The sequence below is a fragment of the Rhodanobacter sp. LX-99 genome (assembly GCF_018599185.1).
In the GTDB taxonomy this organism is placed as follows: domain Bacteria; phylum Pseudomonadota; class Gammaproteobacteria; order Xanthomonadales; family Rhodanobacteraceae; genus Rhodanobacter.
The window spans coordinates 2,170,632-2,183,833 of sequence record NZ_JAHFVL010000001.1 but is presented as its reverse complement, the minus strand read 5'-3'; the positions used below and the strand labels follow the sequence as shown (position 1 = coordinate 2,183,833).

The window sequence follows — 13,202 nt, the reverse complement described above, 5'->3', positions numbered from 1 at the left end:
AGCATCCGCAACATGGCACGTCCCGCCGGCATGATCGGCCCATCACCTGCCGCCGGCGCGTCGCTGGCGAGCGACGACCCGCGCTACACCGCGGCGGAGTTCCCGCCGAACAAGCTGCTGTACCTGGTGCAGTTGGCGGATGCGCGCGGCATCGACAGCCGTCCCTGGTTCGCCGGACTGGCGCTGAACCGCGCGCAGATCGCCGACCCCGCGCTGCGCGTGTCGTATCGCCAGGCCGCCAGCTTCGTACGCCGTGCGCTGCAGGCGCTGGACGTGCCCGACGCGGGCCTGCGCATCGGCCGCGAGGGCACCATCGGCGGCTTCGGCCTGCTCGGCCTGGCGATGATGACCTCGCGCACGCTGGGCGACGCGATGTTCGCCGGCATCGCCCATCACAAGATCTGCGGCTGCCTGCTCGACGTGGGCGTCGAGCCGGTCAGCGAGCGCGAAGTGGCGCTGGTGGCGTGGCCGCGCTTCGGCGACACCGAACTGATGCCGTTCTTCTGCGAGGAACTGTTCGCCAGCTGCCTGATGATCGCGCGCGAACTGGTGGGGCCGGAACTGCGTCCGCTGCGCGTCGAACTCGCCTACCCGCAACCCGCCTACGCCGCCGAGTACGCCGCGCTGTTCGAATGCGCGGTGCGCTTCGGCGCAACGCGCAACCGGCTGATCCTCGACGTGCAGTGGCTGGCCCGTCCGCTGCCCGGCTACAACCCGCTCACCGCGAAGCAGGCGCTGGCGCTGTGCGCGCAGCAACGCACCCCGGACGGCGGCGAGCCGCACCAGGAAATCGTCGCCGCCGTGGAACGGCTGCTGCGCAGCCAGCTGCCGCAGCAGCCGAAGCTCAACGACGTGGCGCGCACGCTCAACCTCAGCGAGCGGTCGTTGCGGCGCAAGCTGGCCGAGAGCGGGCGCATCTTCCGCGAGATCCACGACCGCGTGCGCGCCGAACGCGCGCTGCAACTGCTGCAGGCCGGCACGCTCAGCGTGGCCCAGGTCGGCAACGAGGTCGGCTTCAGCGACCCGCGCGAGTTCCGCCGCGCGTTCAAGCGCTGGACCGGCATGCCGCCGCAGGACGCCCGCCGCGCCACCGCCTGACCGGCCGATTCCGCCCTTCTGGCCGTTCTGCCCCCCACTCCCTGGCCGTTTTGCCCTCCCCCTTGGCGGCGGATTGAGGGACAGTGGAGCCATTCGCGGCATCCGATCCGAATGGGGAGTTCAAGATCATGCGCAAGCTGTTCATCAGCGTGGCCGTCGCCGCCGCGCTCGCCGGTTGCGGCAAATCCGAACCGGCACCGCAGAACACGACCGACGCCAGTTTCGAGGCGAAGCTGCAGGAGCAGCTGCTGGACGCCAAGCCCGGCAGCGTGATCGACATTCCGGCCGGGCACTACGCGCTCAAGCGCGGCCTCAGCCTGCGCACCGACGGCGTCACCATCCGCGGCGCCGGCATGGACAAGACCGTGCTGTCGTTCAAGGGCCAGGTGGTGGGGCCGGAAGGCCTGCTGGTGAACGCCAGCGACTTCACCATCGAGAACCTGGCGCTGGAAGACACCAAGGGCGACGCGCTGAAGATCAACCAGGGCAGGAACATCACCATCCGCGGCGTGCGCATCGAATGGACCGGCGGCCCGAAGACCACCAACGGCGCCTACGGCCTGTACCCGGTGAAGACGCACAACGTGCTGATCGAGAATTCGGTGGTGATCGGCGCCTCCGACGCCGGCATCTACGTGGGCCAGTCGGACAACATCATCGTGCGCAACAACCGCGCCGAGTACAACGTGGCCGGGGTGGAGATCGAGAACTCGGTGCATGCCGACGTCTACGGCAACACCGCCACCAACAACACCGGCGGCATCCTGGTGTTCAACATGCCGAACCTGTCGCAGGAAGGCCACAGCACCCGCGTGTTCAAGAACAAGGTGTATGCGAACAACACCGGCAACTTCGCCGCCAAGGGCGCCGCGGTGGCCAGCGTGCCGGCGGGCTCCGGCGTGGTGGTGAACTCGAACGACAAGGTGGAGATCTTCGACAACGACATCGCCGACCACAAGACGGCGAACGTGATCATCTCCAGCTACTTCTCCACCAACTACTACAACACCCGCGGCGTCGCCGCCGACTACAACCCGTACCCGAAGGGCATCTACGTCTACGGCAACCGCCTCAAGGGCGGCGGGGATTCGCCCGACGGCGTCGATTTCAAGATGCTGAAGACCGCCGTCTACGGTCTCACCGGCCACTTTCCCGACGTGCTGTGGGACGGCTACTTCGACAAGAAGGATCTGGTCGACGGGCTGCCGCCGCCGGCCGATCGCATCTGCATCCAGGACGTCAGCGGCGTGCTCAATGCCGACGGCCCGAACGGCTACAAGAACCCCGGCACCGACATGAAACCGTACCAGTGCACGCTGCCGAAACTGCCGTCGGTGGTGCTGGACCCGGAACCGAAGGCATGAGGGCAATGCCGTTCGCAAGACCCGCATGGCCCTTGCTCGCCCTGTTGCTGCTGACCGGCTGCCAGCGCGGCATGCCGCCGGTGGCGTTCCATGCCGACGGCCGCCCGCCGAAACTCGGCGACTGGCACGTGGTCGAGGTGCGCGACGGCAAGCTGCAACTCAACGACGGCGTGGTGCCGTACGACCTCAACACGCCGCTGTTCACCGACTACGCGCACAAGCTGCGCACGGTGTGGATGCCGAAGGGCACGACGGCGCAGTACCACCCCACCGACACGCTGGACTTCCCGGTCGGCACGGTGATCAGCAAGACGTTCTATTACCCGCGCGCGGCCGACGGCAAGCCCGGCGACGTGGCGCGCAACGACGACTATTCCCGCGACTTCGCCGGCCAGGGACTCGACATGGCGAACGTGCGCCTGATCGAGACGCGCATCCTGGTGCATCGCAAGGACGGCTGGGCGGCGATCCCGTACGTGTGGAACGACGCGCAGACCGAAGCCACCCTGGCGCGCACCGGCGCGGTGCTGCCGCTGACCCTGGTCGGCGCGGACAACGCGCGCGAGGACTTCAACTACGTGGTACCCGACGAGAGCCAGTGCCAGAGCTGCCACGCACAGGACTGGATCGACCGCAAGGTGCACCCGATCGGCCCGAAGGCGCGCCACATCAACAAGGACTACCACTACGCCGACGGCCCTGCGAACCAGCTCGAACACCTGGCCAAGCTCGGCTACCTCAGCGGCCTGCCGGCCCTGGCCGAGGTGCCGCGCGATGCGAACTGGGAAGACACCCACGCCACGCTGGACGCACGCGCACGCGCCTACCTCGACATCAACTGCGGCCATTGCCACAACGCGAACGGCGCGGCGAACACCACCGGCCTCACGCTCGACGCCGGCACGCCGGAAGACCGCCATCTCGGCATCTGCAAGCCGCCGACCGCGGCCGGCCAGGGCACCGGCGACCACTTCTTCGACATCGTGCCGGGCCAGCCGGACGAGTCGATCCTGCCGTACCGGCTGGCGTCGAAGGAGCCGGGCGTGATGATGCCGGAGCTCGGCCGCAGCACCGTGCACCGCGAAGGCGTGGCATTGATCAAGGCGTGGATCGCGGCGCAGCCGGGGAGCTGCGTGGCGATCCGCTGATTCCGCACGCGACACCTGTACGCGGCTGCCCGCAGCCGCGCGATCCGATGCAAGGGGAGAGCACCGAATGAGCATGCGTCAACGTCCACTTTCGATCAGCCTGCGCCGGCTGTTGTTCGGCGGCACCGCCCTGCTGTTGCTGGGCAGCCCGCTGCTCGCGTTCGGCGCCGACGCACCGCCGCAGGATGCCGGCGAACAACAGCCGGCGAGCGACCCGGCCAAGGGCGTCACCCAGCTCGGCAAGATCACGGTGACCGCACAGAGCCGCTCGCAGGAGATGCAGGAGGTGCCGATCCCGCTGCAGATCGTCACCGCCAAGCAGGTCGACATGCTGGCCGCCACCGACCTGAGCAAGATGAGCCTGTTCGTGCCCGGCCTGGTCGTCGGCGGCGATCAGCCGACCCAGCCCAGTTATCAATTGCGCGGCATCAGCACCGACGACTTCGGCATCGGCACCGAGTCGGCCGTGGGCGTGTACATCGACGGCGTCTATTCGGCGCGCTCCGGCGCCGCCCTGCTCGCGTTCAACGACATCCAGCGGATCGAGGTGCTGAAGGGCCCGCAAGGCACCCTGTTCGGCCGCAACGCGGCGGCCGGCGCGATCTCGATCGTCACCAACGAGCCGGGCGACCATTTCGAGGGCCGCGTGCGCGCCCGCGTGGGCAACTATGGCCGGCAGTACCTGGACGGCCTGGTCAACGTGCCGCTCAACGACGACATGGCGCTGCGCTTCAGCAGCTACAGCAACCGCAGCGACGGCTGGATCACCGACGCCGCCAGCGGCAAGACCTACGGCGGCGACCACGATTTCGGCACCCGCACGGTGTGGCGCTGGAATCTCTCCGACAACACCCGCGTGCTGCTGTCGTGGGATCACGAGAACCTCAAGCAGCTGCCGAAGCCGGCCATCGGCCTGATCCCGTTGTCGAACGATCCGCAGCAGCACCCGCCGTACCCGCCCGATCCGGCGAACTACCTGAACCCGCTGCACGCGCCGCTCTACAACGACGCGGTCGGCGCGGTGGAGAAGCGCAAGTTCGACGGCGCCACGCTGAGCGTGGACCACTCGTTCGCCTGGGGCAGCCTGGTCTCGACCACCGCCTGGCGCCGCTTCGACACCGAGAACCGCGGCGACTACGACGGCACCAACCACATCGTCAGCTACCTCGACACCGCCAACCTCGAGCACAACGCGAGCTGGTACCAGGAATTCAAGTTCAGCGGCAGCAACGACCTGACCGACTGGGTGGGCGGAGCCAGCTATTACGACGAGCGGGCGCGCCAGACCAGCCAGACCAACGTGTTCACCGACAGCATCGACACCCTCGCCGGCAACGTGATGGGCGTGGGCCATCCGCTGACCGACATCAGCAACGGCCTGGCCGCGATGGGCCTGCCGTACACCCTGCTCGGCGATCCGTGGCACGAGGCGATCAGCAACACCGGCCGCTTCAAGGCCTACGCCGCGTTCGGCGACGTGATCTGGCACCTCAACGACCGGCTCAACCTCACCACCGGCATCCGCTACACGCGCGACCAGAAGACCTTCTCCTGGTACAACATGCCGCGCCGCGCCGACGAGTTCGACGCCACCATCGCGGGGCTGGCGCAGGCCGGCGTCATCGACATGCTGCCGCCCGAGGCGCAGTACGCGCTGGCCGCGTTCGGCAGCAACATCATCTTCACCGACGCGGTCGGCATCCCGGTGCAATTCGACGACAGCTGGAGCGACTTCAGCCCGCGCGCCGTGCTCGACTACAAGTTCACCCCGGACGTGATGGGCTACGTCTCGGTCACCAAGGGCTACAAGGCCGGCGGCTACAACAGCGTGCAGGTGGGCTCGCGCTTCGAGCCGGAGAAGGTGTGGAACTACGAGGCCGGCCTGAAGACGGTGTTCCCCGAACATCACCTGCTGCTCAACGGTTCGGTCTACCACTACAAGTACAGCAACCGCCAGGCGCTGACCCTGGATCCGAACACCGCCGGCTCCGGCGTGCCGCGCTACCTGGTCAGCAGCACCGACCAGGAAGCGCGCGGGGCGGAACTGGAACTGCAGTGGCAGCCGCTGACCGACCTGCAGCTGGGCCTTACCGGCGCCTACATCGACGCCACCTACAGCAAGGCCGTGGCGGCCTCCGGCGTCGACCTGTCGGGCCAGCCCACCGGCGAGCCGAAGTTTTCCTTCGCCGCCAGCCTCGGCTACACCTGGCACGCGGTGGCCGGCGGCAACCTCGCGTTCAACCTCAACCATGCGTTCCGCGGCGAATCGCGCTGCAACCGCGACTCGCAGCTGCAGGGCACCTGCCAGATCAGCCCGAACTTCAGCACCGGCAGCAGCCAGCAACGCACCGATGCGCGGCTGGACTGGAGTTCGGCGAACGATCATTGGGGCGTCGCGGTCTATGCCAACAACGTGTTCGACAAGCGCTACGTCACGGGTGTAAGCAACATCTCCGCCAGCGTGTTTGGCACCCCGTACGCCAGCATCACGCCGCCGCGCATGGTGGGCGTGGAGTTGCGTGCGAAATTCTGAGAGCCCCATGACCGACAACAATCCGCTGACCGCCGACCTGCAACGCCTGCGCGACGCGCAGGCGCGCGACCCGATGCCGGCCTGGGCGCAGCGCGCGAAGCGCCTGCGCGCGCTGGAAACGATGCTGCGCGAGCAGCGCGAAGCCTTCGCCGCGGCGATCCACGCCGACTTCGGCCAGCGCCCGGCCGAGGAGACCGACCTGCTGGAGATTTTCCCCAGCCTGTCGGCGATCCGTCACGCGCTCGGCCACGGCCGGCGCTGGATGAAGCCGCGGCGGCGCCTCGCCGACCTGCTGTTCCTGCCCGCGCGCACCGAACTGCGGCCGCAGCCGCGCGGCGTGGTCGGCATCATCGTGCCGTGGAACTACCCGCTGTACCTGGCCGTCGGTCCGCTGGTCGACGCGCTGGCCGCCGGCAATCGCGTGATGCTGAAGATGAGCGAGTTCACGCCGCGCTTCTCGGCGCTGTTCGCCGAACGGGTGGCGCGCTACTTCCAGCCCGACGAAGTGCTGGTGGTGACCGGCGATGCCGTGGTGGCGCAGGCGTTCGCCGCGCTGCCGTTCGACCATCTGCTGTTCACCGGCTCCACCGCGGTCGGCCACCACGTGATGCGCGCGGCCGCGGCCAACCTCACCCCGGTGACGCTGGAGCTGGGCGGCAAGTCGCCGGCGATCATCGGCCCCGGCGCGCGCTTCGAACACGCGGTGGAGCGCATCGTGTTCGGCAAGCTGGTCAACGCCGGGCAGACCTGCATCGCGCCGGACTACGTGCTGCTGCCGCGCGCGCGGGTGGCGGAATTCATCGAGCTCGCCGGCAAGGCGATGGCGCGGATGTATCCGCGGCTGGGCCAGAACACGCAGTACGCCAGCATCGTCTCCGACCGCCAGTACCAGCGCCTGGCCGCCTTGCGCGACGGCGCGCTGGCCGACGGCGCGCGCGCGCATCCGCTCGGCGAGGCGACGGAAGATCCGGCGCGCCGGCTGCTGCCGCCGCAGTTGCTGACCGACGTCGACGACAACATGGCGGTGATGCGCGAGGAGATCTTCGGCCCGCTGCTGCCGCTGCTGCCGTACGACTCGCTGGACGACGCCATCGCCTATGTCGCCGCCCGCCCGCACCCGCTGGCGCTGTACCTGTTCGAACACGATCAGGCCCGCATCGATCGGGTGCTGGCGCGCACCCACGCCGGCGGCGTCAGCGTCAACGACACGCTCTACCACATCGCCCAGCACGACCTGCCGTTCGGCGGCGTCGGCGCGTCCGGTATGGGCGGCTATCACGGCGAGGCCGGCTTCCGCACGTTCTCGCACCTGAAGCCGGTGTTCCGCCAGGCCCGCTTCAACGGCGCCGGCCTGCTCAATCCGCCTTACGGCGCACGCTTCCGGCGCATGCTCGCCCTGCTGCTGCGCCGCGGTTGAGGTTCCACGCGCACAAAAAAAACTCCCCGCCGAAGCGGGGAGTTTTCATGGCGCGGTTACCGCAGGTCGGACGTCAGAACTTGTACTGCGCCGACAGGCTCAGCAGGTTGCCGTAGTCGTCGAAGTTGCCCGTCAGCGTGTCGCCCGTGCTGTTGGTGTTCTGGACATGCGCGTTGTTGACGAAGATGTGCGCATACGAGGCATTGATCTCGAAGTGCTCGCTGGCCTTGTAGCCGATGCCTACGCTGGCCATCTTGCGGGTCGAATCGGGCACGCGCGGGCTGCGGGTGGCCAGATAGGTCGGGCTGCTGTCGACCGCGATGCCGCCGCGCAGGGTCAGCTTGTCGTTGAGGTAGTAGTCGCCGCCGATCGAGGCGTAGACGGTGTTGCGCCAGTTGTACGGTTCCGAGGTCTGCGGCTGCGAGTTGCCGTAGTTCACCGTCAGGTTCTTGAACACGTCCCACTTGGTGTACGCGACATCGACGCCGAGGCCGAACTTCTCCGCCTGGTGCCAGTAGCTCACGCTGGCCACGGCGGGCGTGGTGAAGTCCGCGGTGCCCGTGGTGTGGGAGAACGGCGGAATCGAGCTGGCCAGCGCAGGGTTGGCGAGCAGCAGGTCGTAGCCCGGCGTGGTGGTGAAGTTGCCGGTGCCCTGCAGGCGATGGCTGATCTTGGAACGGTAGTTCAGCGCCAGCTTGTCGTTCGGCGTCAGCTTCCAGTAACCGCCCAGCTGCCAGCCGTAGCCCCAGTCGTCGCCCTTGATCCGGGCATAGCCGTCCACGCCCGGAGGGGTCACCGCCGCCACGCCGGCCGCGGCGGCCTGGCCCTGCTGCACGGCCGCCTGGATCATCGCGGCGCCCTGCGCCGGCGGGATCTGGCCGGCCGCGATGGCTGCCTGGATCTGCGCGACTCCGGCGGCGGTCTGCGCCCCGATGCCCTGCTGGATGCCCAGGCCCACGGCATTGAAGTTGACCGCGCTGGTCAGCTCGGCGCTGGTCTTCTGTGCGATGAAGCTGGCGCCGAGGCTGAAGGTGTCAGTGACGTCGAACGACGCCGACAGCGTGGCGTCCAGCGACTGGAACTTGGACTTGATGCCGTGATAGCGGCCGACCCAGTCCTTGTCGTATTCGGTCTGGAAGCCGAACGGCACCGAGAAGCCGGCGCCCACATGCACCCGGTCGCTGACCTGGGTGGCGAAGAACAACGCCGGCACCGGCAGCGTGGTGCCTGCGTCGCCGCCGTTGCCGCCGCTGATCGGGCGACCCAGCACGTCCGTGGCGCTGCCATCGAACTTGGCGCTGAAATTGATGGCGGTGACGTCAGCCTGCAGGTAGGTGCCCTTCAACTCGGACATCGCGGCCGGATTGTTGACCACCACCGAAGCGTCGCCGCCGGCGGTGGCGGAGCCCGCAAAGGCGCGACCCAGCCCCTTGGCGCTGTTCTCCTTGAGCTGGAACGCACTGGCGTCGGCGCTCGCGGGTGCGACCAGGGCGCCCACGACCGCAATGCTCAGCGCGGCGAGCGCCAGTGGACGGGCGGCGCCCGTGAGGGAACGGAAAGACGTGTGCATCGCTAGCTCCTGCATATTGTTGGTGCAGCTCGGGGTAGTCATCGGGATACCGGCGGAAGGACAAATTCATACGCGCGTTTGAACTTCCTGCGCTGAACTTTGCCCTCTTGTACAAGGTGTTGCAAGTGCGGTCGCAACAAATAACTAACGCCAGCATTTCAATCGGATAGGCAAACTCGGAGGGCCGATCCATCGGCAGGCGCTGTTACTCTCGCCTTCCCAGCGTCCACCTTGCTGCCTCACCCCTCCAACACGGTGCCGCCATGCAATGTTTTGTCTATGCCAGCCTGCGCAAGGCCGACAGCTACCTGTGGATGGCGCAGCGCGATGCGTTCGACACGCTGCCCGAGCCGCTGGTGCTGTTGCTCGGTGAACTGCGTTTCGTGATGGAAGTGCAGCTGGACGAGCAGCGCAAGCTGCCGCTGGAGGACACCGAACAGGTGCTCGAGCATCTGCGCCTCCAGGGCTGGCACCTGCAGCTGCCGCCGCAGGAAACCCTGGCCACCGCCAACCACCCCGCTTATACGCATTCGCCAAGGGATGATCGGGACGAGTGAATCGCGCATCATGTCGCCGGCGTTAACACTTGGTTACCGCCTGCACATCCAACGATTTCTATACTGTCCCCATGACCCAGCCCAAATCGCGACGCCGCCCTCCTTTCCTGCACGCCCTGGCCTGGTTCATTCCGGGACTGCTCGCGGTCGCCGTCGCCGGCCTGGTTACCCACCCGCTGACCCTGGTTCCGCTGCTGCTGGCGAATGCGTTGACCATGGCCGCGATCTGCCATGCGATCGGCTTCGATCCGGAACCGCGCTTCGGCCGCACCGTACTGCGCCGGGGCGCCGCGCACCTGGTGATGTTCACCGGTTACACCGCGCTGGTGTTCGTACTGGTCGCCTGGCCGATGCTGCAGTTGACCCAGGCGCCCAGCCTCAGCGCGGCGCTGATCCTGGCCGCGGCGATGGTGCTGGCGCTGGTGGCGCTGTGGCGGCTGTGGCCGGCGTTCGGCCTGGTATTCGTGTGGGACGACGCCTACCCGAGCCAGCGCGACGGCTCGTGGATCTTCACCGCTACCTTGCGCAGCATGGCGTTCGGCCGCCACCTGTCGCGCGAGGAACGCTTCTTCAGCCACTTCCTGCCAGCCGCGTTCTCGCTGCTGGTGCTGGCGTTCGGCGCGATCGCGCTGACCGGCCTGTACGGCGTGCTGCCGCCGGAGCCGCGCATCGCCGCGCTGGCGATCTATGGCGTGCTGCTGCTGCCGCTGGGCTGCCTGGTGATCGCCAACCGCACGCTGCGCGCGCTGCTGTGCGAACGCCACCAGCCGCGCCGACGTGCCGATCGCGCGACGGCCGCCGCGCCGCGCCCGGTACTGAGCGAGCAGGAACGCACCGCCGGCACGCCGGAACAGGCCGCCGCCCTGCTGGCCGCCACCCGCGACGGCGACATCGAGCGCGCGCTGGCCCTGGTCGAGGCCGGTGCCGACCCCGATACCGCGCCGGGCACCGACGACCGCGACCAGCGCCCGGTGTTGATGCTGGCCGCGCTGCTGCCGGACACCCGCCTGCTGCGCGCGCTGATCGCCAAGGGCGCCGACGTCAACCGCGCCAGCGGCGGCATCACCCCGCTGCTGGCCGCCACCCGCGACAGCTGGCACGGCCGCGCCGAGGCGGTGCTGACCCTGCTCGCCAACGGTGCCAGCCCACTGGTCACCGATGCCGAAGGCAACACGCCGCTGCACGGCGCCGTGCTCAGTGCCGACGCCGGCGTGGCGGCGATGCTGCTGGACGCGGCCGCGCCGATCAATGCGTTGAACAAGGCCGGCATCAGCCCGCTCGCCACCGCCTGCCGCGCCGCCAACTGGCCGCTGGTGAAATTCCTGCTGGAGCACGGCGCCAAGCCGGCTCCCGCCGATGGCGAGCCGGCGCTGGTCGCCGCCGCCGGCATCACCGACGACGATGTCGAAGGGGTGAAGCTGCTGCTCAAGCATCGCGCCGCGGTCAACGCGGTCGATGCGCGGCAACGGCATGCGCTGCTCAGCGCCGCCGCCGAAGGCCACGAGCAGATCGCCCGCGCTTTGTGCGCCGCCGGCGCCGACGTCAACCTGGTCGACCGCCACGGCAGCAGCGCGCTGATGGAAGCGGCGCGCGCCGGTGCCGGCGGCATCGTGCAGCTGCTGGCCGAAGCGCAAGCCGACGCCGGCCTGCGCGACAGCCACGGCCGCGACGCGCTGACCCTGGCCTGCCAGTCGCCGCGTGCGCACGGCGAAACCGTGCGCGCGCTGCTGGCGCTGGGCGCCGAGCCGAAGACCGCCGGCAGCGACGGCCGCAGCGCGCTCGACCACGCCGCCGCCGCCGGGCGCTGGGACCTGGTCGCCCTGCTCGATCCGGACACGCCGCTGCCGGCCAGCCTCAGCCAGGACGTGCTGGGCGAAGGCAGCGACACCCCGGCGCATTTGCTCGATGCGTTGCGCTTCGGCCACTGGGCCATCGTCTCCGGCTTCACCGAGCGCGTGCGCGAATGGCCGCAGCCGGAGTTGGCCCGGTTGTACCTGGACCTGGCCACGCCAGGCCTCGCCGCGGCCCGCCGCTGGCTGCTCGATCACGGCCTGGACGCCGAAGCCCGACTGGAAGCACCGCGCATCGACGACGCCGACACCGCCGACGCACCGCACCTGCCGCCACTGGGCCAGCGCCTGTTCGACGCCTTACTGCAGCAACTGCCGGACGCCACCGAAGCACTGGACGACCTGCTGCAGGCCGGTGCCAGCCCGGCCGGCACCGGCCTGCTGGCGCAGGCGCTGGTGCGCTTGAACGGGGCCGCCCAGGGCGCCGCGCTGCCGCTGAACCTGCTCGAACGCGGCGCCGATCCGTTCGGCGCGGACGCCCGCGAACGCACCCCGCTGCAGCTGGCCGTGGTCAACGCGCAACTGCCGCTGTTGCAGGCCCTGCTGGCCCGCGGCTGCGATCCGAACACGCGCGACCGCGACGGCCGCACGCCGCTGTTCGCCGCGCTGGAACATGGCGCGCAGGCGCTGCCGCTGGTGCGCGCGCTGATCGCCCACGGCGCGAATCCCGAAGCGGCCGACGCGAACGGCGAAACCCCGCTGGGCCTGGCACTGGAGCATCCGGCGGTGGAGCGCTGGCTGGACTGGCGCGACTGGCCGCGGCCGAATCGTGCGCTGCGCGCCGAAGACCTGCCTGCCGCCGCCAAGGCCGGCGCGCTGGCCAGCGTGCAACGCCTGCTGGAACTGGGCTTCGCCGTGGACACCCGCGACAGCCAAGATGCCACCGCGTTGCTGCATGCGTGCGGCGCCGGCCATCGCGACATCGCCGCCTGCCTGCTCGACGCCGGCGCCGATCCTTCGCTGGCCGCGCGCAGCGGCGTGACCCCGCTGGCCGCCGCCGTGGCCGCGCGCCGCGAGGCCCTGGTCGCGCTGCTGCTGCAACATGAAGTCGCGGTCGACCAGCGCCTGCCGAACGAGGCCACCGCCCTGATGGTGGCCGCGGCCATGGGTTATCCGGACATCGCCGAACAACTGCTGGACGCCGGCGCCGAGGTCAACGCGGTCGACGACGCCGGCCGCAGCGCGCTGCACGCGGCCGCCCAGTTCGGCTTCGAACACAACGACAGCCTGCGCGCGCGGCGCCTGTTCGACGGCCTGCTCAAGCGCGGCGCCGACATCAACCATGCGGACAGCGAAGGCAAGACGCCGCTGCTGCTGTTGCTCGGCGCACAGCTGCGCCCGGGCAGCGAATGCGACGCCACCCACATCGGTGCGCTGGTGCCGCTGCTGCTGGATGCCGGCGCCAGGGCGGAACACGCCGACCAGCGCGGCGTCACCGCGCTGCACGCCTGCGCCATGCACGCGCTGCTGCCGCCGGCGCGCGTGCTGCTGTCGCGCGGCGCCGACCGCAACGCGGCCGACGCGTTCGGACGCACCGCGGCCGACGTGGCGCGGCAGCTGGGCTACGTCGACATCGCCCATGAGCTGGCCGCACGCAGCAGCGCGATCCCCAGCGTGCGGCAGACCCTGCGCCAGCCGGCACAGCCGTCGGATTAGAGACGCCCG

8 protein-coding genes are annotated in these 13,202 nt (G+C 69.4%); 7 read left to right on the top strand and 1 reads right to left on the bottom strand.

Going from position 1 to position 13,202, the window contains the following annotated elements:
* Positions 1-12: 12 nt before the first annotated feature.
* The 5 genes from KK131_RS10005 to KK131_RS09985 all read left to right on the top strand — a co-directional run bounded on the left by KK131_RS10005 (position 13) and on the right by KK131_RS09985 (position 7,560).
* Positions 13-1,098 carry an AraC family transcriptional regulator gene (locus KK131_RS10005; protein WP_214556494.1) on the top strand — a complete coding sequence of 362 codons (1,086 nt, stop codon included), beginning with the start codon at positions 13-15 and terminating at the stop codon, positions 1,096-1,098.
* Positions 1,099-1,226: 128 nt separating this feature from the next.
* Positions 1,227-2,462 carry a parallel beta-helix domain-containing protein gene (locus KK131_RS10000; protein ID WP_214556493.1) on the top strand — a complete coding sequence of 412 codons (1,236 nt, stop codon included), beginning with the start codon at positions 1,227-1,229 and terminating at the stop codon, positions 2,460-2,462.
* 32 nt (positions 2,463-2,494) lie between these two features.
* Positions 2,495-3,610, top strand: coding sequence for an SO2930 family diheme c-type cytochrome (locus KK131_RS09995; RefSeq protein WP_250887391.1), 1,116 nt, complete (start codon positions 2,495-2,497; stop codon positions 3,608-3,610).
* 73 nt (positions 3,611-3,683) lie between these two features.
* On the top strand, positions 3,684-6,143 hold the full coding sequence (locus tag KK131_RS09990; RefSeq protein WP_250887392.1) for a TonB-dependent receptor: 2,460 nt from the start codon (positions 3,684-3,686) through the stop codon (positions 6,141-6,143).
* Between the two features lie 7 nt (positions 6,144-6,150).
* Complete coding sequence (locus tag KK131_RS09985) at positions 6,151-7,560, top strand: coniferyl aldehyde dehydrogenase (protein WP_214556491.1); 1,410 nt, start codon at positions 6,151-6,153, stop codon at positions 7,558-7,560.
* 73 nt (positions 7,561-7,633) lie between these two features.
* Here KK131_RS09985 and KK131_RS09980 read toward each other — a convergent pair whose 3' ends face one another.
* A complete protein-coding gene (locus tag KK131_RS09980) occupies positions 7,634-9,130 on the bottom strand; it encodes an outer membrane protein transport protein (RefSeq protein WP_214556490.1) in 1,497 nt (498 codons plus the stop codon).
* Positions 9,131-9,393: 263 nt separating this feature from the next.
* Here KK131_RS09980 and KK131_RS09975 point away from each other — a divergent pair, with 263 nt between their 5' ends.
* Positions 9,394-9,687 (top strand): YcgL domain-containing protein, encoded by a 294-nt coding sequence (locus tag KK131_RS09975; RefSeq protein ID WP_214556489.1) that lies wholly within the window; start codon positions 9,394-9,396, stop codon positions 9,685-9,687.
* Positions 9,688-9,758: 71 nt separating this feature from the next.
* A complete protein-coding gene (locus KK131_RS09970; protein WP_214556488.1) occupies positions 9,759-13,193 on the top strand; it encodes an ankyrin repeat domain-containing protein in 3,435 nt (1,144 codons plus the stop codon).
* The last annotated feature ends 9 nt before the right edge of the window (positions 13,194-13,202 follow it).